At 72.7% G+C, this 23450-nt stretch carries 17 protein-coding genes; 8 read left to right on the plus strand and 9 right to left on the minus strand.

The annotated features are described in order from the left end of the window. The first annotated feature begins 314 nt into the window (after positions 1-314). Together MF672_RS25925 and MF672_RS25930 are read left to right on the plus strand one after the other, a co-directional pair. Positions 315-3320 (plus strand): DEAD/DEAH box helicase, encoded by a 3006-nt coding sequence (locus MF672_RS25925; RefSeq protein ID WP_242374710.1) that lies wholly within the window; start codon positions 315-317, stop codon positions 3318-3320. A gap of 2 nt (positions 3321-3322) precedes the next feature. Next, complete coding sequence (locus MF672_RS25930; RefSeq protein WP_242374709.1) at positions 3323-4123, plus strand: SWIM zinc finger family protein; 801 nt, start codon at positions 3323-3325, stop codon at positions 4121-4123. Between the two features lie 116 nt (positions 4124-4239). Here MF672_RS25930 and MF672_RS25935 read toward each other — a convergent pair whose 3' ends face one another. The 8 genes from MF672_RS25935 to ctaD all read right to left on the minus strand — a co-directional run bounded on the left by MF672_RS25935 (position 4240) and on the right by ctaD (position 13355). Beyond that, on the minus strand, positions 4240-5178 hold the full coding sequence (locus MF672_RS25935) for a diacylglycerol/lipid kinase family protein (protein WP_242374708.1): 939 nt from the start codon (positions 5176-5178) through the stop codon (positions 4240-4242). A gap of 45 nt (positions 5179-5223) precedes the next feature. Continuing rightward, positions 5224-7950, minus strand: a complete 2727-nt coding sequence (locus tag MF672_RS25940) for an immune inhibitor A domain-containing protein (protein WP_242374707.1) — start codon at positions 7948-7950, stop codon at positions 5224-5226. A gap of 142 nt (positions 7951-8092) precedes the next feature. Then, the gene (frdD, locus tag MF672_RS25945) at positions 8093-8434 is read right to left on the minus strand and encodes a fumarate reductase subunit FrdD (RefSeq protein ID WP_242374706.1); all 342 of its coding nucleotides are present in this window, start codon (positions 8432-8434) and stop codon (positions 8093-8095) included. 10 nt (positions 8435-8444) lie between these two features. Further along, complete coding sequence (locus tag MF672_RS25950) at positions 8445-8828, minus strand: succinate dehydrogenase/fumarate reductase transmembrane subunit (RefSeq protein ID WP_242374705.1); 384 nt, start codon at positions 8826-8828, stop codon at positions 8445-8447. Next, positions 8825-9586: a succinate dehydrogenase iron-sulfur subunit gene (sdhB, locus tag MF672_RS25955; protein ID WP_242374704.1), complete on the minus strand. Its 762-nt coding sequence runs from the start codon at positions 9584-9586 to the stop codon at positions 8825-8827. The genes MF672_RS25950 and sdhB overlap by 4 nt, the downstream gene beginning before the upstream one ends. Then, positions 9579-11324 carry a fumarate reductase (quinol) flavoprotein subunit gene (gene frdA, locus MF672_RS25960; RefSeq protein WP_242374703.1) on the minus strand — a complete coding sequence of 582 codons (1746 nt, stop codon included), beginning with the start codon at positions 11322-11324 and terminating at the stop codon, positions 9579-9581. Before frdA ends, sdhB begins: the two co-directional genes overlap by 8 nt. 2 nt (positions 11325-11326) lie before the next feature. Continuing rightward, positions 11327-11560 (minus strand): hypothetical protein, encoded by a 234-nt coding sequence (locus MF672_RS25965; RefSeq protein WP_242374702.1) that lies wholly within the window; start codon positions 11558-11560, stop codon positions 11327-11329. 79 nt (positions 11561-11639) lie between these two features. Then, positions 11640-13355 carry an aa3-type cytochrome oxidase subunit I gene (ctaD, locus tag MF672_RS25970; RefSeq protein ID WP_247815433.1) on the minus strand — a complete coding sequence of 572 codons (1716 nt, stop codon included), beginning with the start codon at positions 13353-13355 and terminating at the stop codon, positions 11640-11642. Between the two features lie 167 nt (positions 13356-13522). Between ctaD and MF672_RS25975 the strand changes: the two genes are divergently transcribed. Further along, complete coding sequence (locus tag MF672_RS25975; protein WP_242383914.1) at positions 13523-14734, plus strand: aspartate aminotransferase type Ic; 1212 nt, start codon at positions 13523-13525, stop codon at positions 14732-14734. Here MF672_RS25975 and MF672_RS25980 read toward each other — a convergent pair. Further along, positions 14731-15282 carry a hypothetical protein gene (locus MF672_RS25980; RefSeq protein WP_242383915.1) on the minus strand — a complete coding sequence of 184 codons (552 nt, stop codon included), beginning with the start codon at positions 15280-15282 and terminating at the stop codon, positions 14731-14733. The two genes, MF672_RS25975 and MF672_RS25980, sit on opposite strands and share 4 nt — an antisense overlap. A gap of 70 nt (positions 15283-15352) precedes the next feature. On the opposite strand from MF672_RS25980, the gene MF672_RS25985 reads away from it, so the two are divergent. From MF672_RS25985 to MF672_RS26005, 5 genes are all read left to right on the plus strand, one after another. Beyond that, a complete protein-coding gene (locus MF672_RS25985) occupies positions 15353-16717 on the plus strand; it encodes an FAD-binding oxidoreductase (protein ID WP_242383916.1) in 1365 nt (454 codons plus the stop codon). Positions 16718-16897: 180 nt separating this feature from the next. Next, on the plus strand, positions 16898-19120 hold the full coding sequence (locus tag MF672_RS25990; protein ID WP_247815434.1) for a serine/threonine protein kinase: 2223 nt from the start codon (positions 16898-16900) through the stop codon (positions 19118-19120). 66 nt (positions 19121-19186) lie between these two features. Further along, positions 19187-20776 (plus strand): acyl-CoA carboxylase subunit beta, encoded by a 1590-nt coding sequence (locus MF672_RS25995; RefSeq protein WP_242380389.1) that lies wholly within the window; start codon positions 19187-19189, stop codon positions 20774-20776. Further along, positions 20773-22674, plus strand: a complete 1902-nt coding sequence (locus MF672_RS26000; protein ID WP_247815435.1) for an ATP-binding protein — start codon at positions 20773-20775, stop codon at positions 22672-22674. Before MF672_RS25995 ends, MF672_RS26000 begins: the two co-directional genes overlap by 4 nt. Beyond that, positions 22671-23444 (plus strand): enoyl-CoA hydratase-related protein, encoded by a 774-nt coding sequence (locus MF672_RS26005; protein WP_242380387.1) that lies wholly within the window; start codon positions 22671-22673, stop codon positions 23442-23444. The genes MF672_RS26000 and MF672_RS26005 overlap by 4 nt, the downstream gene beginning before the upstream one ends. The last annotated feature ends 6 nt before the right edge of the window (positions 23445-23450 follow it).

Consider the following 23450-nt stretch of genomic DNA (forward strand, 5'->3'; position numbering starts at 1 on the left):
GAGTGAGGCGACTACCCAGGCACTTGGCCTTCTATCACGCGCTATTTCCGTCTTGCGGACTTCAGCACGAAGTCAAGGACCTTCAGCACGGGGTCCTTCGGCAGGTCGCACCAGTTGTCAGGCTGCTTCGGCTTGCTCCACGGGGACGGGAGCTCGCACGGCGGAGCCTGCGGCTTGGGCCGTTCACACCACGATCCGGGAGTTCTGTCCATGAATCCATTTTACTACTTCAGGGGTTGCTTATATAAGCCTCAGGGCAACCGGGGGGCCGCTGGGGTGGCCGGAGCGTGGCCGGGCGGGGGTAATCTGCCCTGGTGCTGGTCGTACACGGGGTCTGGGCGGGGGACGGGCTCGCCTTCTGGGCCGAGCAGCCCGAGCCGTCCCCGGATTCCGCCGCCAAGGGCCCTGGAAGCGCCTCCCGACGGGCCGGCGGCTCCGCCCCACGCCCGCACCCCCACGCCGCCCCACCCGGCGCCCTCACCACCGCCCTGGGGCTCAGCGAACCGGCCGCTTCCTCCTCCCAGCCCGGCGCGCTGGGCAGCGATGGGGTGGAGGTGCGGGTGCTGGAGTTGTTGTTGCCGGGGTCGGTCGCGGAGCCGGTGCCGTCGCCGGAGACGGGGCGGCTGGCGGAGACGGCGCGGCCGCGGTTGCGGTTGTGGCGGGTGCCGGCCGTCGTCCCGCCCGCCGCCACGGCCCTGGCGCTGCTGGCCGGGCGGCAGGACACCGGCACGCTGCGGCACTGGGCGGCGGTCGCGGACCTGGCCCGTGACCTGGTCCGCAGGGGACGCGTGCTCCCGCAGCTCGTGCCGGACGGCGAGGCCGCGCGGGCGGTGTGGCGTCCGGTGGTGAACGGGCTGGACGCCGCCCACGTCCGCGAGCTGGCCCTGGCCATGCCGCCCGCCTGCCGCACCGCCCGCGCCGAGCGGCCCTCCATGGACGTCCTCCGCGAGGCCCTGGAGACGTTCACGGACGCACTGGTCCGCCGGGCGCTCACCGAGCCGCTGGTGACCCGCCCCGCGACGCCGCGCGAGCGCTGGCTGGCCGCCCTGACCGGCCCAGAACCGTCCTGCCAGGACGTCCCTGAGCTGCGGCGCGAGCTGACCCGCTGGTACGACGCCGCCACCGCCGCCGAGGGCGCGACCCGCGTGTGCTTCCGCCTCCTGGAGCCCACCGGAGCCCCGGACCGCGCTGACGACACCGGCGGGTGGCGGGTGGAGCTGGCGTTGCAGGCGGCCGACGACCCCAGCCTGTACGTCCCCGCCGCCGCCCTCTGGGCCGGCGAACGCGCCCCCGGCCTGCCCCCGGCCCCCGAACGCGAGCTGCTGACCGGCCTCGGCCGCGCCGTCCGCCTCTACCCGGAGCTGGATCGCGCCCTGCGCGTCCCGGAGCCGTGCGAGCTGCCGCTGGACACCGCGGGCGCCTTCGGGTTCCTGCGCCAGGCCGCGCCGCTGCTGCAGGCGGCCGGGTTCGGCGTGCAGCTCCCCCGCTGGGCGGGCCGCACCCGGCTCGGGCTCAAGCTCACCACCAGGACCAAGGCGCAGACGGCGGCCGTGAGCCAGGGCTTCGGCCTGCGCGAGCTGGTCGACTTCCGGATGGACCTGGCGGTCGGCGAGGACACCGTCACCGAGGAGGAGCTGGCCGAGCTGGCCCGGCTGAAGGTGCCGCTGGTGCGGGTCCGCGGCCAGTGGGTGGAGCTGGACGAGCGGCAGCTGAAGGCGGCGCTGCGGGCCGTGGAGGGCTCCAGGGCGGGGGAGGCGAGCGCGGCCGAGGTGCTGCGGCAGGTGGTCGCGGACGACGGCGAGCTGCCGCTGCTGGAGGTGGACGCCGACGGCGTGCTCGGCGACCTGCTGTCCGGCCGGGCCGAGCGGCGGCTGCGGCCGATCGCGACGCCGCCGGGGCTGGACGCGGTGCTGCGCCCGTACCAGGAGCGCGGCCTGGCCTGGCTGAGCTTCCTGTCGGAGCTGGGCCTCGGCGGGGTGCTGGCCGACGACATGGGCCTCGGCAAGACGGTCACGACGCTCGCGCTGCTCGTCCACGAGGCGGCGGGGACGCCGACGCTGCTGGTGTGCCCGATGTCGCTGATCGGCAACTGGCAGCGGGAGGCCGCCAGGTTCGCCCCGGGCCTGCGCGTGTACGTCCACCACGGCGGCGGGCGCGACGCCGCGCACATCCCGGGCGCCGACCTGGTGATCACCACGTACGGCACCGCCCACCGCGACCTGGAGACCCTGCGGCGGCACGAGTGGCGCCGGGTGGTGTGCGACGAGGCCCAGGCGATCAAGAACAGCGGCACCCTGCAGGCGCGGGCGGTCCGCGCGATCCCGGCCCCCACCCGCCTGGCCCTGACCGGCACGCCCGTCGAGAACCACCTGGCGGAGCTCTGGTCGATCATGGAGTTCGCGAACCCGGGCCTGCTCGGGCCGCGCGCCCGCTTCCGCACCCGCTACCAGGAGCCGATCGAGGCCCGCCAGGACGACGAGGCCGCCGCCGCGCTGAAGCGGGCCACCGGCCCGTTCATCCTGCGCCGGCTCAAGACCGACACCTCCATCATCTCCGACCTGCCGGAGAAGCTGGAGGTCAAGGAGTGGTGCCCGCTCACGCCCGAGCAGGCGAGCCTCTACCAGGCGGTCGTGGACGACATGCTGGCGAAGATCGACGACAGCGAGGGCATCGAGCGGCGCGGCCTGGTGCTCGCCACCATGGCCAAGCTCAAGCAGGTCTGCAACCACCCCGCCCACCTGTTGAAGGACGGCTCCCGCCTGGCGGGCCGCTCCGGCAAGCTGGCCCGCCTGGAGCAGCTCGGCGAGGAGATCCTGGCCGAGGGCGAGAAGGCGCTGCTGTTCACGCAGTACGCCGAGTTCGGCGCGCTCCTGCAGCCCTACCTGGAGCGGCGGCTGGAGCGCCCGGTGCTGTGGCTGCACGGCGGCCTGCCGAAGAAGACCCGCGACCGCCTGGTGGACCGGTTCCAGCACGACCCGGAGCCGATGTTGTTCGTGCTGTCGCTGAAGGCGGCCGGCGTCGGGCTCAACCTGACGGCCGCCAGCCACGTCGTGCACGTGGACCGCTGGTGGAACCCGGCCGTGGAGGACCAGGCCACCGACCGCGCCTTCCGCATCGGGCAGCGCAAGAACGTCCAGGTCCGCAAGCTGATCTGCGCCGGCACCCTGGAGGAGCGCGTGGACGAGCTGATCGAGCGCAAGAAGGCCCTGGCCGAGCGGGTGGTCGGCACCGGCGAGGAGTGGCTGACGGACCTGTCCACCGGCGAGCTGCGCGAGGTGTTCCGGCTGACGGCCGAGCCGGCGCAGGGGGCGGTGGGCTGACGATGGCGTGGTTCGACGACTTCGAGCACGGCTACGGCCATCCGGGCCCCATCCGCGTGGAGGGCGGGCTGCGGGCCCGGTCGAAGCGCGGCTCGATCGGCTCCACCTGGTGGTCGCGGCGCTTCATCGACATCCTGGAGCGCGTCTGCGACAAGGGCCGGCTCTCCCGCGGCCGGGCCTACGCCCGGCAGGGCCAGGTCCTGTCGATCGACCTGGAGGCCGGCGAGGTCAGGGCGGCCGTGCAGGGCTCGCGGCGCACCCCGTACGCGGTGGTGGTCAGGATCGAGGCGTTCGGCGAGAGCCGGTGGGCCGAGCTGGAGGCGGCCGTCGCGGCGCAGGCGGTGCACCGGGCCCGGCTGCTGGCCGGGGAGATGCCGCCGGAGATCGAGGAGTTGTTCGCCGCGGCGGGGGTGGACCTGTTCCCGCGCGACCTCGACATGGACTGCTCCTGCCCCGACTGGGGTTTCCCGTGCAAGCACCTGTCGGCGGTGCTCTACCTGCTGGCCGAGGCGTTCGACGACGACCCGTTCCTCGTGCTGGCCTGGCGGGGGCGCACCCGGGAGCAGCTGCTGGGGTCGCTGGCGGCGGACCGGCCGGCGGAGCCGCCGGCCGTGGCGGACGTGCCGTTCGCCGAGCGGCTGGCCGACTTCTACGCCCCTGGCGCGAGCGTGCACCGGCCCGAGCGGCGCCCGGCCGCGGCGGCTCCCGGCCTGCTGCTGCGCGTCTTCCCGCCGCCCGCCGACCTGGGGCAGGCGCTCGCCCCCGCCTACGACCGGCTGGGCGAGCGCCCGGAGGAACCCTGACGCACGCCCCCTCCGCACGCATCACACCCGTGACGCCGGGCGCTCATTCGCCTACGGTGAGTGAGCTGTCGAGAGAAGGGACGCAGGTGATGGGGATCTCCTGGCGGTGTGGCTGATCAGCGGTCCTCGAAGGAGGCCGGCACCATGACGCGCACCCCGTTCGGCACCACGCGGAGCCGGATGGGGGTGCGCAGCCGCACCTCGCCGTCCACGTCGGCGGCCATCGGCGGGTCGGTCTCCAGCAGCATCTCCCGCCCCACGACGAACGGCCCGCCCGCGAGGCTGCGCCAGCGGCCGGTGGTGGCCCTGATCAGGGTCTCGCCGAGCAGGCGGAGCTTCTTGCCGGAGCCGAGCTGGTAGGCCACCAGCATGCCGTTGTCGATGCTGATGTCCCTGGCCACCTGCCAGCCGCCGTGGAAGCGGCCGTTGGCGATGTTGAGCTGGTGGGTGAGCAGCTCGTGCCGCTGCCCCTCCACCGTGATGTAGGCGCGGAAGGGCCGGTGGCCGGGCAGCACGGTCAGCGCCGTCAGCGGGTAGGCCGGGCGGCCCACCAGGCGCTTGAACCACGGCTTGACCTTGCCCGCCACCTCGACCGACACCCCGAAGCTGGCCAGGTTGGCGAACGGCCGGTCGTCGGCCATGCCGAGGTCGATGTCGGCCACCTTGCCGCTCTGGAACACCCGGATCGCCCCGGCCAGGTCGAGCGGCAGGCCGAGGCTGCGGGCGAAGTTGTTGGTGGTGCCGAGCGGCAGCACGCCGAGCGCCACGTCGCGGTGGGCGACGTGGCGCACGGCGGAGGACAGGGTGCCGTCGCCGCCGCCCACGATGAGCAGGTCGGGGTCGGTCGCCAGCGCGGTGTCGAGCAGCTCGCGCAGCCGCTTGGGGTTGTAGACCGACAGCTCCGCCAGCGGTTCGAAGCCCGAGTTGTGGAGCTGCTCGATGACCTCGAAGTAGTGGCGCCGGCCCCGGCGCGAGCGAGTGTTCACCACCACGGCCACCCGGCGATCCCGCTGGATCGCCGCGGTGTGCTCGGTCTTGGTGCGCAATTCGCTCATGGTCACCAATGGTAGGGCCGCCGGGAGCCCCCGGCGGCCCATGATCTACTTCTTCGGCGGGACGACCTGGACGATGGCGCCCAGGTTCCCCGGCAGCGGGCTGATCAGCTTGAACTGCACGCCGAGCGCCTTGCCCTCGTCACCCGGGTTGCCGGTGCCGAGCACCGAGCCGGCGACCACCTGGCCGTACAGCTCGGGGGCGGGAGTGCCGTCCGCGTGCACCGCGCGGGTGGTGTACGCCTGGTCGCCCTTGGAGGGCACGACCGCCGAGGCGTCGAAGTCCCGGTAGGCGAGGCGGCCGTTGAGCAGCTCCACGCCGGGGTACCAGGTCTTGGCGTCGGTGAAGGCCGACACGCCCTTCTGCGCCGGGAAGTCGGTGCAGTAGGCGCTGAACGGCTCGTCGGGGCCCTCCACGCACTCCTTGAACGGGTAGGTCTTGCCGAAGCCGAACGCCGCGTTGGACGTCTGCACGCGCCCCTGCAGGTTCTTGTTGGCCGTCGGGTCCTTCTCGGCCGCGACGCCGGTGCGGCGCAGCGGGTCGAAGTGGGAGTCCACGACGAGCAGGCTGCCCTTGGAGCCGAGGCTCGGCGGCAGCGTCAGGTTGTTGCCGATCGAGTTGTTGGTGAAGGTCGAGTCGCGGTACCAGACCAGCAGGCCGGGCGCGTTGTACTTGATCTTCTGTACCTTCCACGCCCCTTCGCGGGAGTAGTCGGTGTCGTAGGTGTAGGCGAGGCCCTTGTCGAAGCCGTCGAAGTTGCGCCACTCGGCCAGGTAGAAGCGCTGGATCTCGCGCTCGCCGTTGTTGCGGGTCCAGCCCTGGCCGCTGGTGTTGGTGAAGGTGCCGCCGGTGGCCTTCCAGCCGTTGTCGCCGCCCTCGACGTCGTCGCTCCAGACGGTCTCGGCGCCGTTGGTGAGCGCGAAGTCGTCCACGTGCCAGCCGCGCGGGGTGTAGGCCGCGTCGGTGTTGTACGTGAGGCGCAGCTTGACGGTCTGCCCGGCGTACGCGGTCAGGTTGACGTAGTCGTGCCGCCACTGGTTGCCGGTGTCACCGGTGAGCCCGTACTTCTTGTTGCCGAACGTCTTGAGGTTCTTGTTCGGGTCCGGGTAGCCGTCGGGCGTGGTGACCTCGTTGCCGGCCTCGTCGTAGACCTTCTGCTGCGTCCAGGTCTGGCCGCCGTCGGTGGAGACTTCGACGAAGCCGAAGTCCCAGTCCTGCTCGATCTCGTAGTTGTTCCACATCCACAGCCGCACGTCGGCGCCGGACGGGACCGGCAGGTCGCGGGTCAGGTGGACGTTGGCCCATTCCTGGTCGAGGTTGGTCCACCAGGCGTTGGAGCCGCTGTGCGGGTCGACCATCTTCAGCGGCGTGGAGGCCAGGTTGACCCGGACGCCGTCGGCGGTGAGCTTGGGCGTGCGCGAGGACTGGCCGACGGTGACGAGCTTGGCCGCGTCACCCGGCTCGAACGTCTTCGGGTTCGCCCAGCCGAGCACCCACTTGTCCCACAGGCCCATGTGCGCCGGCATCGACTGGAAGATGGGCCCGGAGTGCGAGCCGCTGGACATCAGGTCCCAGAAGTCGACGGCGGAGCTGGCCGCGCCCGAGGTGTCGTACAGGTCGGGCAGGCCGAGGTCGTGGCCGTACTCGTGGGCGAAGACGCCGACGCCGGAGTCCTCGGGCTGCACGATGTAGTTGGAGATCTTCTTGTCGGTGCCGGGGACGGCGTAGCCGCCGGCGACCGCGCTGGAGTGCGCCCAGATCGCGTAGGTGCCCTCGGTGCCGCCGTCGGAGGACTTGTCCTTGCCGGCGTGCACCAGCACCAGGTGGTCGATGACACCGTCGGGCTCCTGGAAGTTGCCGTCGCCGTCGGCGTCGGAGGTGTCCTCCAGGTCGTAGTCGGCCCACGGGAAGCCCGGCTGGGCCTTGGCGAGGGCGTCGACGGTGTCGATGGCGAGCTGCTGCGCGCCGAGCTGGTTGTCCGGGTGACCGGACATGTCCTGGGGCGCGCCGCCGCAGGCCGCGGCGCCGTACCAGGCCTCGGAGTGCGGGACCTTGATCCAGCCGACCGCCGCGCCGGTGACCGAGTAGGCGCCCTTCGACATCTCCTCGTACATCTTCTTCATCGTGAAGCCGGAGATGTCGATGCCGGGCCTGCCGTCGCGCGGGTCCTTGAGGTCCTTGCGGACGCGCTCGGTGATGCCCTGGTCGGTGTAGAGCATCTTGTTGAAGTGGTCGGTGCTGAAGTCCTTGACCCAGAAGGAGTTGTTGTCCTCGTGCGGCAGGGTCGCCGGGTCGGGGATGTTGTTGTGCAATGGGCCGTTCTTCAGCGTGCCGGGCGGCTCGACGACGCAGTCGTCGGGGTCGCTGTCGACGGTGCGCAGCCGGTTGAAGCCGGAGAAGTCGTCGTTGGCCTGCTCGTTGAACTCGACCAGGACGGTGAGGAGCTTGGCGGTGCGGGTCTGCTTGGAGTTCTTGAAGATCCACTCAGCCGGGTTGCGGCCGGTCCTGATCGCCTCCTGCTCGCGGGCGGCGAGGATGCGGCCGGCCACCGGGTTGCCGCTGCTGAACTTCCGGTCGAACTTCTGGGCCGGGGTCAGCGAGCGGGCCTTCGCGTTGGTGAGGCCCGGCTCCGCGGGGTCCTTCTCGACGCGCGGCGGAGCGTAGTTGATGTAGTAGTCCGCGGCCGTGGGCGCGTAGGCGGCGACGGAGGCCGCCTGAGCGGTGGGCACGGACAGGGCGGCGCCAAGCAGGGCGACCGCCGGGAAAGCTGCCAATAAGCGCTTTGTGCTGGGCACCAGGAACCCTCTCTGCCCGGGGTCGCCGGGCGCATGGCCATAGGGTGTGCAATGCCGGACGCTAGAGCGTAAATAAACCCATCGTAAAGTGCGTTGTTGAAACGTGATCAAAATACGACATTTAGACCATCAATGTCGCCGCGATCACACCACCGGCGATAGCTCCGCCGTAACACAGCACCGCGATGATCGGGTCGAACCTGGCGATCCCCAGCAGCTCCTCGCTCGTGAACCGGATCCGGTGCGCCGCGTGGAACAGGCACAGCACCACCACGACCAGCAGCACGACCCGCACGACCACGTTCCCCACCAGGGCGCCCAGGTGCCCGGCGGTGGGCCAGTCCACCACGCCGAGCGGCATCAGCACCCCGAACAGCAGCACCAGCACCGGCAGCACCAGCGCCGCCACCACTCCCCCGCCGCTGAACAACAACCACAGGTACGGCTCCGGCGTGCGCCTCACGGCGACCCCCTCACGGTGTCCTGAGCACCAGGTAGGCGACGAGCAGCGAGACCAGCGCCCAGGCCGTGTGGTTGCCGCCCTGGATCATCCAGGCCGGCACCCGCCAGCCGTCCAGCCGGACGACGGTCGCCTTGGGCGCGAGGTTGAGGAAGGTGACCGCGTGGAAGACGGTCGCGGCCAGCGCGACCACGTTCAGCGCGATCATCCACGGCCGCGCGGCCAGCGCCGCGAACTGCGGCAGCGTGCCGCCGAGGACCGCGGCCAGCAGCATGAGCGTGAACGCGACCGCCCACGCCACGAAGACGCTGGTCAGCTCGCGCAGCACGAACAGGGTGTAGGAGCGGGTGCGGGCGAACCACAGGCGGTCGCGCCGGGGGCGATAGGCGACGGTCATCGCCGCCCCCACGGCAGCACCGACCGCATGGCCGCGGTCACCTTGTAACGCTGGATGGCCTCGGCCGGGTCCACGTGCTTGGGGCACACCCGGGTGCACTCGCCGACGAACGTGCAGCCCCAGACCGCCTCCTCGGCGTTGAGCACGTCGAACCGGTCGCCCATGTCGCGCGAGTCCAGGTTGTAGCGCTGGGCCAGGGCGATCGCGGCCGGGCCGAGGAAGTCGGGGTCGAGCACGTACACCGGGCAGGCCGAGTAGCACAGCAGGCAGTTGATGCACTCGCTGTACTGCTTGTACGCCTCCAGCTGCGCGGGCGTCTGGGCGTACTCGGTGCCGAGCGGCAGCTCCTCGCCCTCGCGCACCAGCCACGGGCGCACCGACGACAGCTTGGCGAGGAAGCCCTCGATGTCCACGATCAGGTCCCTGATGATGGGGAAGCCCTTCAGCGGCTCGATCCGCACCGGCCCGCCGCCGTACTCGGTGAGGAACGTGCCGCAGGTCAGGCGGGGCTCGCCGTTGACCGTCATGCCGCACGAGCCGCACACCCCCATCCGGCACGACCAGCGGAACGACAGGCTGCCGTCCAGCCGGTCCTTGACGTAGGTCAGGCCGTCGAGCACCGCCCAGTCGGCCATGAGCGGCACGTCGTAGCCCTCGAACACCGGCTCGGCGTCGCGGCCCGGCCGGTAGCGGGCGATCTCCATCCTGATCGTGCGCGTGCCCGCCTCCCGCCGGAGCTCGCGCGTGGTGTCAGTCACGGCCGTACACCCTTTCTCCCGGAGGCCACCGGGTGATCGTCACGGGCAGCAGCGTCACCGACGGGCTGCCGTCGGGCGCGCGGTGCACCAGCGAGTGGGCCAGGTAGCCGCGGTCGTCCCTGGCGACGTGGTCGGTGCGCTGGTGCGCGCCGCGCGACTCGCGCCGGTTGAGCGCGCAGGCGGCGATCGTGCGCGCGACGTCCAGCATGGCGTGCAGCTCCTGCAGCGCGATCAGCTCGGTGTTGAACGCGCTGCTGGTGTCCTCGACGAGCGCGTCGTCGGCGCGTTCGCGCAGCTCGGCGAGGGTGTCGGCGGCCTCGGCCAGCGCGGCGCCCGACCGGTAGATGCCGGCCGCGCCCTCCAGCGTGTGCTGCATGCGCTCGCGCAGGTCGGCGATGCGCTCGCCGGCGCCCGGGCCGGCGCGCTCGCCGGCGCGGGCCCTGGCCAGCCGCCGCTCCTCGTCGGCGCCCTGGCTGCGCACCGCCGGGGACTCGGGACCGCGGTGCGCGCGGGCGAAGCCGGCGGCGGCCTCCCCGGCGCGGCGGCCGAAGACCAGGCACTCCGGCAGCGAGTTGGAGCCGAGCCGGTTGGCGCCGTTGATGCTCACGCACGCGGTCTCCCCGGCCGCGTAGAGCCCGGCGACGGGGGTGGCGCCGTCGAGGTCGGTGTGGACGCCGCCCATCATGTAGTGCACGACCGGCCGCACCGGGATGAGGTCGGTGGCCGGGTCCAGGTTCTGGTAGCTGCGGCACAGCTCGCGCACGAACGGGATGCGGGCGTCGATCTTGCGTTCGCCCAGGTGGCGCAGGTCCAGGTAGACGACCGGCCCGTACGGCGTGTCCACGGTGCGCCCGGCCCGCTGCTCGTGCACGAACGCCTGGGAGAGCCGGTCGCGCGGCCCCAGCTCCATGCTGCGCAGCGTCGGCGTGAGCGTGGGCTTGCCGAGGTCGTAGTCCTGGAGGTAGCGGTAGCCGTCCTTGTTGATCAGCCAGCCGCCCTCCGCCCTGGCCGCCTCGGTGATGAGGATGCCGGTGAACGGCAGGCCGGTCGGGTGGTACTGGACGAACTCCATGTCCTTCAGCGGCGCGCCCGCGCGGTAGGCGAGGGCCATGCCGTCGCCGGTCTTGATGGCGGCGTTGGTGGTGAAGGGGAAGACCCGGCCGCAGCCGCCGGTGGCCAGGATGACGGTCCTGGCGGGGATGGTCTCGACCCGGCCGGTCCTGATCTCCATGGCGACGACGCCGTGCACCCGGCCGTCGTCCACGACCAGCTTCGTGACGTACCACTCGTCGTAGCGGACCAGCTCGCGGTACTTCAGCGTGGTCTGGAACAACGTGTGCAGCAGGTGGAAGCCGGTCTTGTCGGCGGCGTACCAGGTGCGCATCTTCCTCATGCCGCCGAACGGGCGGACCGCGACCCGCCCGTCGGGCTCGCGGCTCCACGGGCAGCCCCAGTGCTCCAGCCGCATCAGCTCGCGCGGCGCCTCGCGCACGAACACCTCGACCGCGTCCTGGTCGGGCAGCCAGTCGCCGCCGGAGATCGTGTCGTAGCAGTGCTCGTCGTGCGAGTCGTCGAGGCCGATCACCCCCGCCGCGCCGCCCTCGGCCGAGACCGTGTGGCTGCGCATGGGGTAGACCTTCGAGACGACCGCCACCTTGGCGGCGGGGTCGCTCTCGGCGACGGCGACGGCCGCGCGCAGGCCCGCCGCGCCGCCGCCGACGATCAGCACGTCGATCATGCTCAGCTCCCGTGGTCGGGCTGGAGAAGGTCCTTCACCCGCTTGCCGTCGCAGCGGACGGCGGACAGGTGGATGCTCCCGTCGTGGTACTCGTGCCGGATGCGCCGGCAGCCGCAGTCGAAGAACTGGTCGCGGATCACCATCCCGTAGCCGTCGTCGTCGACCAGGCGCTGTCCCCCGGCGCTCCGGCCGCAGGGGGCCGTCTCGGGGTCGAAGGGGATTTTCGTGCCGCTCATCGCCGATCTCCCTAGATAGGCGAAACAGATGGGCGAAACGTCACCTCCACCCAAGCACCGGGGCACCTGGCGTGAAAGGTCAGTCGGATGTGTCCTCAGGAGCCGTCTCGCGCGGGCCGACGGCCGGCTGGTCCGCCTCGTCCGCCGACGGCTCCCGCTGGCCCGCCTCACGCGGGTAGTGCAGGTCGAAGGCGGGCCGCTCGGAGCGGATGGGCGGGATGCTGACGAAGTTGTGCCGGGGCGGCGGGCAGGAGGTGGCCCATTCCAGGGAGTTGCCGTAGCCCCAGGGGTCGTCCAGCGTGACCTTCGGCGCGCGCCTGGCCGTCTTCCACACGTTCCAGAGGAACGGCAGCGTGGAGGCGCCCAGCAGGAACGCGCCCACGGAGGAGATCTCGTTCAGCGTGGTGAAGCCGTCGCCGGCGCTGTAGTCGGCGTAGCGGCGCGGCATGCCGATCTGCCCCAGCCAGTGCTGGATGAGGAACGTGGTGTGGAAGCCGACGAACAGCAGCCAGAAGTGCAGCCGCCCGAGCCGGTCGTCCAGCATCCGCCCGGTCATCTTCGGCCACCAGAAGTAGAAGCCGGAGAACATGGCGAACACCACGGTCCCGAACACCACGTAGTGGAAGTGCGCGACGACGAAGTAGGTGTCGCTGATGTGGAAGTCGAGCGGCGGCGAGGCCAGGATGATGCCGGTGAGCCCGCCGAGCAGGAACGTCACGAGGAAGCCGACGGCGAACAACATCGGCGCCTCGAAGCTCAGATGGCCCCGCCACATCGTGCCGATCCAGTTGAAGAACTTCACCCCGGTCGGCACCGCGATGAGGAACGTCATGAACGAGAAGAACGGCAGCAGCACCTGCCCGGTCGGGAACATGTGGTGCGCCCACACCGTCATCGACAGCCCGGCGATCGCGATCGTGGCGCCCACCAGCCCCATGTAGCCGAAGATCGGCTTGCGGCTGAAGACCGGGAGCACCTCGGTGATGATCCCGAAGAACGGCAGCGCGATGATGTAGACCTCGGGATGGCCGAAGAACCAGAACAGGTGCTGCCAGAGCATCGGGCCGCCGTTGGCGGCGAGGAAGACGTGCGTGCCGAGCTTGCGGTCGGCCTCCAGCACCAGCAGCGCCGCCGCCAGCACCGGGAACGCCATCAGCACGAGCATGCTGGTCAGCAGCACGTTCCAGGTGAAGATGGGCATGCGGAACATGGTCATGCCGGGCGCGCGCAGGCCGATGATCGTGGTGATGAAGTTGACCGCGCCGAGGATCGTGCCGAGGCCGGACAGCGCCAGCCCCATGATCCACAGGTCGCCGCCGACGCCGGGCGAGTACGTGGCCGACGACAGCGGCGTGTAGGCGAACCAGCCGAAGTCGGCCGCCCCGCCGGGCGTGAAGAACCCCGCGAAGGCGATGATCCCCCCGAACAGGAACATCCAGTACGCGACCGCGTTCAGCCGGGGGAAGGCCACGTCCGCCGCGCCGATCTGCAGCGGCATGATCACGTTGGTGAACCCGGCGAACAGCGGCGTCGCGAACAGCAGCAGCATGATCGTGCCGTGCATGGTGAAGAGCTGGTTGTAGGCCTCCTGGCTGACCACCTGCAGCCCCGGCTGGGCCAGCTCGGCCCGCATGATCATCGCCATCACGCCGCCGACGAGGAAGAACGCGAACGAGGTGATCAGGTAGAGGTAGCCGATGACCTTGTGGTCCGTCGTCGACAGCCAGGACGCGATCACGGTCCCGGTGCGGCGGCGCCTGACCTGCTCGATCGTGGTCTCGCGAACGGTCGTCACGGCTGCTCCCTCCGGCGCGGAGTGTGGCTGCCCCCGATCCCCCCATTCCACGCCATGGATCGCCGCTCGGGAAGGCGTTCGCCCACATTCGCCCCCGCGCGACCCGGCACCTCGCGGGTTCTTCTATCCTTGGGCGGGCACCGGACGACTCGGAGGAGAGATCACTCGTGACCGCACAGGCTGACTACGACGCCCTCGTCCAGCGCGGGCTCTCGCTCGACCTCACCAGGGGCAAGCCGTCGCCGCGCCAGCTCGACCTCTCCGACGACATGCTCAGACTGCCGACCGGTCACCGGGCGGCCGACGGCACCGACGCCCGCAACTACGGCAACCTGCAGGGCCTGGCCGAGCTGCGCGAGCTGTTCGCGCCGCTGCTCCAGGTGCCCGCCGGGCAGCTCGTGGTGGGTGGCAACGCCAGCCTCGCGCTCATGCACGACACCGTGACGCACGCGCTGCTCAGCCCGGTGCCGGGCGCGGCCCGCCGCTGGGTGGAGGAGCCGACGATCACGTTCCTGTGCCCGGTGCCCGGCTACGACCGGCATTTCACCATCTGCGAGCGGTTCGGGATCACGATGGTCGCCGTCCCGATGACCGCCGACGGCCCCGACATGGACGTCGTCGAGCGCCTGGTCGCCGAGGACGCGAGCGTCAAGGGCATGTGGTGCGTGCCGAAGTACAGCAACCCGTCCGGCGTCGTCTACAGCGACGAGACCGTGCGGCGGCTGGCCGCCATGCCCGCGGCGGCCCCCGACTTCCGCATCTTCTGGGACAACGCCTACGCGGTGCACCACCTCACCGACTCCCCCGCCGAGCTGGCCGACCTGCTGGCGCTGGCCGCCGCGGCGGGCAACCCCGACCGGGTGTTCGTCTACGCCTCCACCTCCAAGGTGACGCTGGCCGGCGCCGGGGTGTCGTTCTTCGGCTCCTCCCCGGCGAACGTCGAGTGGTTCCTGTACAACACCGCCAAGCAGTCCATCGGTCCCGACAAGCTCAACCAGCTCCGGCACGTGGAGTTCCTGCGCGACCCGGCGGGCGTCGAGGCGCACATGCGCAAGCACGCCGCGCTGATCGGGCCGAAGTTCGAGCTGGTCGACAAGGTGCTGACCGAGCGGCTCGGCGGCCTGGCGAGCTGGACCAGCCCCAAGGGCGGCTACTTCATCAGCCTGGAGGTGCCGCACGCCGCCGAGGTCGTGGCCAGGGCCAAGGCGGCGGGCATCGCGCTCACGCCGGCCGGGGCCACGCACCCCTACGGCAAGGACCCCGACGACCGCACGATCCGCATCGCGCCGACGTACCCGGAGCTGGAGGAGCTGGAGCAGGCCATCGAGGGCCTGGCCGTCTGCGTCCGGCTGGTGGCCGAGGAGCGGGGGCTCGCCTAACGCCCCGGGCGGAAGCCGAAGATGTACTCGCGCGTCTCGCTCGGGTGGAACGAGACGCCGACCCCCGGCTCGTAGACCACGTTGTCACGGGCGCAGTAGTAGAGGCGTTCCCATACGGCCAGGGCCTTCTCCCTGGCCGGCGCCTCCTGCGCGTCGCGCTTGCGGGCGCCGCGCGCGCCGAGCACGTTCAGCAGGCCGAACCCCCAGAACAGGCCGGTCAGGCAGAACGGGGCGAGCAGCACCTCGCCCCACTGGGGGTCCTGGCCCATCGCGATCACCAGCGAGACGACCAGGTGCACCAGGGCCGCGGCGAGCAGCAGCAGGTAGCCCTGGTTCCTGGTCCAGGCCGTGTAGTGGCGGCTCGGGAAGGACAGCCAGACCGCGAGCTGGGTGCGGCTCATCACGTGCTTGGACGCGCCCAGCATGGCGGCGGTGGGCAGGTCGGCGACCTCCCGGGTGCCGGGTAAGCGCACCCGCCCGATCTTGTACGTCGTCCCGGCGGCGACCGCCCCGGGGACCGCTACGACCTGGTCAGTCTCCGAGCACACCGGGCACCTGACTTCCACCCGGGCAGTTTGTCCTTAAGCACCGACATGCGCAAACCGTAGGCTGCTGTCCGTGAGACCGATTGATGCCCTGGTGCACTCGCTGTCCGAAGCGCGGGTCGTGACCGACCCCGACGTGATCGACTCCTACGCCCGCGACCGCACGTTCCTGGAGCCCGGCAAGCCGCTCGCGGTCGTGCTCGCCGCCTCCCGCGAGGACGTCGTCACCACCCTGCGGTGGGCCACCGAGCACCGGGTCCCGGTCGTGCCGCGCGGCGCGGGCACCGGCCTGGCCGGCGGGGCGGTCGCCGGCGACGGGGCGCTCGTCCTGTCGCTGGCCGGCCTGACGGCCGTCAGGGAGCTGTCGCCGGCCGACGAGATCGCCGTCGCCGAGGCCGGCGTCATCACCGCCGACCTGGACCGGGCGGCCAGGGAGCACGGCCTCATGTACGCCCCCGACCCCTCCTCGTACGAGATCTCCACGATCGGCGGCAACCTGGCGACCAACGCCGGCGGGCTGCGGTGCGTCAAGTACGGCGTCACCCGCGACTCCGCGCTCGGCCTGGAGGTGGTGCTGGCCGACGGACGGGTGCTGGAGACCGGCCGGCGCACGATGAAGGGCGTCACCGGCTACGACCTGACCGGGCTGTTCGTCGGCTCCGAGGGCACGCTCGGCGTGATCACCGCCGCCACGCTGCGGCTGCGGCCCGCGCCGGACGGGCCGCCCGCGACGTTCGCCGCCGAGTTCGGCTCGCTGCGGGAGGCGGGGGCCGCGGTGTCGGCGATCATGGCGGCCGGCTGCCGGCCGTCGCTCATGGAGCTGCTCGACCGGGCCACCCTCCAGGCCATCGACGACTGGCGCAACATCGGGCTGGAGCCCGGCACGCAGGCCATGCTCATCGGCCAGTCCGACGCGGGCGACGGGCAGGCCGCGGTCGCCAGGATGGAGCGGATCTGCGCCGACCACGGGGCCACGTTCGTGGCGGTCTCCGCCGGGCCGGCCGAGACCGAGGAGCTGGTGGGGCTGCGGCGGCTGGCGTACCCGGCCAAGGAGCGCCTCGGGGCGTGCCTGGTCGAGGACGTGTGCGTGCCGCGCTCGGCGCTGCCCGACATGATCGGCGCGATCGAGGCGGCCGGCGTCCGGCACGGGGTGCGGATCTGCACGGTCGCGCACGCCGGGGACGGCAACCTGCACCCGGTCTTCATCTTCGACCGCGGCGCCGCCGAGCCGCCCGCCGAGGTGTGGGCGGCGGCGGACGAGGTGTTCCGGCGGGCGTTGGAGCTGGGCGGCACGCTCACCGGCGAGCACGGGGTGGGGCTGCTCAAGCGGCGATGGCTCGCGATGGAGTCGGGGCCGGTGGCGGCCGAGGTGCAGCGGGGCATCAAAGCCGTGCTCGACCCGCTGAACCTCCTCAACCCGGGCAAGGCGATCGCCTGACCTGACCGGCCGGTAGAACTGTTCACCAAGCCGTGACCTTGCGTTTCGCCGTGCACACGACCTGCGACGGAAGCTGACTTGTCCCGTCAGAACGTGAAACTTCTGACAGGTACGGCAGACGTCCCCGACGTCACGCTGGTAGCGTTTTGCCCCATCTATCGGGTTGTAATGGGGGTCCGGGTGAATCAGTTCCAGCCGTTGGCGGCGGACGACCCGCGACGGCTGGGGGCGTACGACATCGTCGCCCGGCTCGGCGAGGGCGGCCAGGGCGTTGTCTATCTCGGCAAGAGCGAGTCCGGGGAGCAGGTGGCGGTCAAGCTGCTGCACCACGCCCTCGTGGCCGACGCCGACGCGCGGACCCGGTTCCTGCGCGAGGTCGCGGTGGCGCAGCGGGTGGCCCGGTTCTGCACCGCGCCCGTGCTGCACGCCGACCTCGACGGCAGCCGGCCGTACATCGTGAGCGAGTTCGTTCCCGGGCCGTCGCTGCGCGAGCTCGTCCTCACCGAGGGGCCGCGGCGCGGCGCCGCGCTGGAGCGGCTGGCCATCAGCACCGCCACCGCGCTCGCCGCCATCCACCGGGCCGGGATCCTGCACCGCGACTTCAAGCCCGCCAACGTCCTCATGGGCCCCGAGGGGCCGGTCGTGATCGACTTCGGCATCGCACGCGCCCTCGACTCGCCCGGCGCGACGGCCACGGGGATGGCGATGGGGACGCCGTCGTACCTGGCGCCGGAGCAGCTCAGCGGGGCGGCCGTGTCGGAGGCGGCCGACGTGTTCGCCTGGGGCGTCACCATGGTCTTCGCCGCCACCGGCAAGCCCGCCTTCGGCGCCGACTCGATCCCCGTCGTCATGAACCGGATCCTCAACGAGGAGCCGGAGCTGGGCGGGATGAAGGGTGAGGGCGAGCTGGGCGAGCTGGTGGCCGCCTGCCTGTCCAAGGACCCGTCGCAGCGGCCGACGGCCGACGACCTCGTCGTCCGCCTCACCGGCCAGCCCGCGCCCAGGGCGGCCGTCGAACCGGTCACGGGACAACACCTCACCGGCCACGCACCCGCCACCCCCGCCCCCCACCCGAGCCACCCCGGCCAGCCCGGCCAGGACGCCTACCCCGGCCCCTGGGCCCAGCCCGGCTTTCCGCCGCAGTCCGGCCCCTTCCCGCACCTCGCCGCGGCCATCCAGAACGGGCCCGCCCAGCCCGGCGCGGGCAGCCCGCCCACGGGCCCGGGCGCCCCCAGCGGCCCCCAGGCCGGCGCCCCCGCCTCCTACCCCACCGCCCAGGGCCACCCCGGGCAGGGCCACCCTGGCGCCCAGGGCCGGCCCGGCGTGGCCGCCGGTTCGCACCAGCCTTCCCCCGGCAACGCCGCCCAGCACCAGGGCGGCCCGCACGCTCACCCCCATGGCCCCGCGAGCGGCCCGCACGCCGGAGGTCCGGCTCAGGCCGGGGCCGCGGCGTCCGGTCACGGCGTGGCCGGTCACGGCGGGCCCGGGGCCCCTGCCGGCGGCGGGCGCCGGGCCGCGGGCGGGCAGGACGGCGACGGGGCGCCCGCCAAGCAGCGGCGCACCATGACGCTGGCCCTGTCGGGAGCCGCCGCGGCGGCCCTGCTCGTGGTCGCGGGCGCGGTCGTCGTCCAGGCCAACAGCAAGGACGTGCCGGTCGTGGCCGTGGGCGACTCCTCCCGCGCCACGCAGGACGGCGGCTCAGGCGCGGGCCAGCCCGGCGAGCCCCCGTCCGGCCAGCCCACCGCCGACCCGGTCGTCCCGACGGACACCCCCGTCCCGGTCGGCACCCTGGACATCGAGGAGCCGGGCAAGACCGGCAAGAAGAAGCCCACGGAGCAGCCGGTCGCGCAGATCCCGACCTATCCGGCGACCGCCCAGCCCCGCCCCCAGACCAGCACCAAGCGCCCGGAGCCCACCCCGACGCCGAAGCCGACGCGTTCGAAGAAGAAGTCGACGACGTCGGTGGACCCGGAGATGGAGCCCACCGCGCCGGCCGCCACCGACACCGCCAACACCGGCAACCCCCCGGCGACCCCGAGCAAGAAGCCCACCGCCAAGACGACGGTCGCCCCGAAGCCGAACCCGTACAACGCGGCAGCGGTGTGCGGCTCCGGCTACAAGATCGTCGATTCGCACGCGATCGGCGAGTCCGACCGGGTCTACCTGCTGTACAACGCGAGCGCGGGCAAGAACTGCGTCGTCACGATGTCGCGCCTGCTCTATCCCGGCAAGGTGAAGATGAACGCGATCCTCCAGGTCAAGGGCGGGTCGAGCGCGAGCAACCCGGGCATGTTCAGCGCCTACGCCGGTCCGGTGCGCCTGCCGGCCAAGGGCAAGTGCGTCATCTGGGGCGGCTCCATCGGCGCTGCGGCCTGGAAGTCGGGCTGGAGTCACTGCAGCTGAGGTCCGGCCGCCCGGGCAGCGAGCCCGCCGTTGCCCGGGCGTCGCGCTCCCGGTTACCGTACTCGGATGATCGTCAGCAGGCTGGACACCGGCGGCGCCGAGTACCGGGCGCGGCGGGAGGCGATGCTGGTCAAGCTGGGTGAGCTGGACGCCGAGCAGGCCAAGGCGGTGGCCGGGGGCGGGCCGAAGTACGTCGAGCGGCACCGGCGGCGCGGCAAGCTGCTCGCCAGGGAGCGTGTGGAGCTGCTGCTGGACGCCGACTCGCCGTTCCTGGAGCTGTCGCCGCTGGCGGCCTGGGGCAGCGAGTACCCGGTCGGGGCCGGCGTGGTGACCGGGATCGGGGTGGTCGAGGGCGTCGAGTGCGTGGTCAACGCCAACGACCCGACGGTGCGGGGCGGCGCGTCGAACCCGTGGACGCTGCGCAAGTCGCTGCGCGCGGCCGAGATCGCGTTGCGCAACCGGTTGCCGTACCTGAACCTGGTCGAGAGCGGCGGCGCGGACCTGCCCGCGCAGAAGGAGATCTTCATCCCGGGCGGGCAGGTCTTCCGCGACCTGACGCGGCTGTCGGCGGCCGGGGTGCCGACGGTCGCGCTCGTGTTCGGCAACTCGACGGCGGGCGGCGCGTACGTGCCCGGCATGAGCGACCACGTGGTGATGGTCCGCGAGCGCGCCAAGGTGTTCCTGGGCGGCCCGCCGCTGGTGCGGATGGCGACCGGCGAGGAGTCCGACGACGAGTCGCTGGGCGGCGCGGAGATGCACGCCCGGGTGAGCGGCCTCGCCGATCACCTGGCCCAGGACGAGCACGACGCGCTCCGCCTCGGCCGCCGCATCGTGCGCTCGCTGAACTGGCGCAAGCGGGGCGTGACGCCGTACCCGGCCGAGGAGCCGCGCTATCCGGCGGAGGAACTGCTGGGCATCGTGCCGGAGGACCTGAAGGTGCCGTTCGACCCGCGCGAGGTGATCGCCCGGGTGGTGGACGCGAGCGTGTTCGAGGAGTTCAAGCCGCTGTACGGCGCCTCGCTGGTGACCGGCTGGGCCCGGGTGCACGGCTATCCGGTCGGGGTGCTGGCCAACGCCCAGGGGGTGCTGTTCAGCGAGGAGTCGCAGAAGGCGACGCAGTTCATCCAGCTCGCGAACCAGTCGCGGACCCCGCTGGTCTTCCTGCAGAACACCACCGGCTACATGGTCGGCAGGGACTACGAGCAGCGCGGCATCATCAAGCACGGCGCGATGATGATCAACGCGGTGTCCAACTCGACGGTCCCGCACCTGACGATCGTCATGGGCGCCTCGTACGGGGCCGGCAACTACGGGATGTGCGGGCGGGCCTACGAGCCCCGGTTCCTGTTCTCCTGGCCGAGCGCCAAGTCGGCGGTGATGGGCCCCGCGCAGCTCGCCGGGGTGTTGTCCATCGTGGGCCGGGCGGCGGCCGAGGCCAGGGGGCAGGTCTACGACGAGGAGGCGGACGCGGCCATGCGCGCCATGGTGGAGGCGCAGATCGAGGCGGAGTCGCTGCCGTTCTTCCTGTCGGGGCGGCTGTACGACGACGGGGTGATCGACCCGCGCGACACGCGTACGGTGCTGGGGATGTGCCTGTCGGCGGTGAACAGCGCGCCGGTCCCGGAGCCGGCCGGGTACGGCGTGTTCCGCCCATGATCGGCCGGCTGCTGGTGGCGAACCGGGGGGAGATCGCCCGGCGCGTGTTCCGCACCTGCCGGGCGCTCGGCGTCGAGACGGTCGCGGTCTTCGCCGACCCCGACGCGGACGCGCCGTACGTGGCGGAGGCCGACCTCGCGGTACGCCTGCCGGGCGCCCGCCCCGCCGAGACCTACCTGGACGCCGGCCGCCTCGTGGCCGCCTGCCGCGCCTCGGGGGCGGACGCCGTCCACCCGGGCTACGGGTTCCTGTCGGAGAGCGCGGAGTTCGCGCGGGCGGTGCTGGCGGCCGGGCTGACCTGGGTGGGCCCGCCGCCGGAGACGATCGCCGCCATGGGGTCGAAGATCGAGGCCAAGCGGCTCATGGCGGCGGCCGGGGTGCCGGTGCTGCCCTCGCTCGACCTGGCCGCGCCCGGGGAGTTCCCGCTGCTGGTCAAGGCGTCGGCCGGGGGCGGCGGGCGGGGCATGCGGATCGTCAGGGAGCCCGGCGGCCTGGCCGGGGAGGTGGACTCGGCACGGCGGGAGGCGGAGGCGGCCTTCGGCGACCCGGCGGTGTTCGCCGAGCCGCTGTGGGAGCGGGCCAGGCACGTCGAGGTGCAGGTGCTGGCCGACGCGCACGGCACCGTGTGGACGCTGGGCGAGCGCGAGTGCAGCGTGCAGCGGCGGCACCAGAAGGTGGTCGAGGAGTGCCCCTCCCCCGCTCTCGCGCCGGAGGTGCGGGAGCGGCTGGTGGCGGCGGCGCGGCGGGCGGCGGCCGCGATCGGCTACGTCGGCGCGGGGACGATGGAGTTCCTGGTGCGGGGGAACCGGGTGGCGTTCCTGGAGATGAACACCCGGCTCCAGGTCGAGCATCCGGTCACCGAGCTGGTGTACGGGGTGGACCTCGTCCGGCTGCAGCTGGAGGTGGCCGAGGGCGGCCGGCTGCCGTCCGGGCCGCCCGGTCCGTCGGGGCACGCGGTGGAGGTGCGGCTCTACGCGGAGGACGAGCGGTACCTGCCGCAGTCGGGGGTGTTGCGGCGGTTCGAGATCGGCGGTGACGTGCGGGTCGACTCCGGGGTGGAGTCCGGTTCGACGGTCTCGCCCTACTACGACCCGATGTTGGCGAAGGTGATCGCGCACGGGGCGTCGCGGGCGGAGGCGGTGCGCAAGCTCGCGGCGGCGCTGCGGCGGGCCCGGCTGCACGGCCTCACCACCAACCGGGACCTGCTGCTGCGCGTCCTGACGCACCCGGACTTCCTGGCCGGCGACACCCACACCGGCTTCCTCGACCCCGGCGGCCCCCTCGCGACGGGCGCGCCGCCGGCGCCCCGGCCCCAGGAGGAGCCGCCGGCGGGGCTGGCCGCCGCGCTCGCGCTGGCGGCGGGCAACCGCCGGCGGGCCCCCGTCCTGGGCGGCCTGCCGGCCGGCTGGCGCAACGTCCGCTCCCAGCCCCGCCACGCCTCCTTCACCGACCCGTCGGGGAACGTGACCGACGTCGTCTACGACCCGCTGCCCGAGGGCGTGGCCGTGGTCAGCGCCGCCCCGGACCGGGTGGTCCTGGAGCGCGACGGCGTCCGCCACGCCTTCGACGTCGCCCGCTACACCGCCGATGGCCCGCTGTACGTCGACCACGCGGGCGGCCACGCCGAGCTGACCCCGCTGCCGCGCCTGCCGGAGCCCGCCGGGCACGTCGTCCCCGGCTCCCTGCTGGCTCCCATGCCGGGCAGCGTGCTGCGCGTGGAGGTGCGGGCCGGTGACCGCGTCGTCAAGGGGCAGGCGGTGCTGGTGCTGGAGGCGATGAAGATGGAGCATCGGATCACCGCCCCGGCCGACGGCGTGGTGTCCGGCGTCCACGTCGAGAGGGGCCGGCAGGTCGAGGCCGGCGCCGTGCTGGCCATCATCCAGGAGGGGGACCCATGACGAGCCTCGTGCACCGCGACCTGAAGGACGGCGTCGCGACCGTCACGCTCGACTCGCCGCACAACCGCAACGCGCTGTCGACGCGCCTGCTCGCCGACCTGAGGGACGCGCTGACCTGGGCGCTGGCCGAGCCCTCCTGCCGGGTGGTCGTGCTGACCGCCACCGGCACGGTCTTCTGCTCGGGGGCCGACCTGAAGGAGCAGCGCGCGGCCGAGGGCAGGCCGGCGGCGCCCGTGACGGCGGCGCTGCCGGAGATCTTCACGCTGCTGTGGGACAGCCCGAAGCCGGTCGTGTGCCGGCTCAACGGCACCGCGCGGGCGGGCGGGCTCGGGCTGGTGGCCTCGTGCGACTTCGCGGTCGCGCCGCTGACGGCGTCGTTCGCGTTCACCGAGGTGCGGCTGGGCGTGGTGCCCGCGATGATCGCGGTGCCCGTGCTGCGGCGGCTCGGCGGGCGGGCCGCCGCCGAGTACCTCATGACCGGCGAGGTGTTCGACGCCGCGCGGGCGGCCGAGATCGGGCTGCTGTCGCGGGCGGTGCCGGAGGAGGAGCTGGACGCGGCGGTCGCGCACTACGCGGACCTGCTGGTCAAGGGCGGCCCGGAGGCGCTGGCGATCACGAAGCGGCTGGTCCGGGAGGTGCCGGGGCTGCCGTTCGGCGAGGGGCTGCGGCGGATGACCGAGCTGTCGGCGGAGCGGTTCGCCTCCGAGGAGGGGCAGGAGGGCATCGCGGCGTTCTGGGAGAAGCGCCCGCCCAGGTGGGCGGCGCGATGACGACGC

It is taken from the genome of Actinomadura luzonensis, assembly GCF_022664455.2.
Taxonomy (GTDB): Bacteria; Actinomycetota; Actinomycetes; order Streptosporangiales; family Streptosporangiaceae; genus Nonomuraea; species Nonomuraea luzonensis.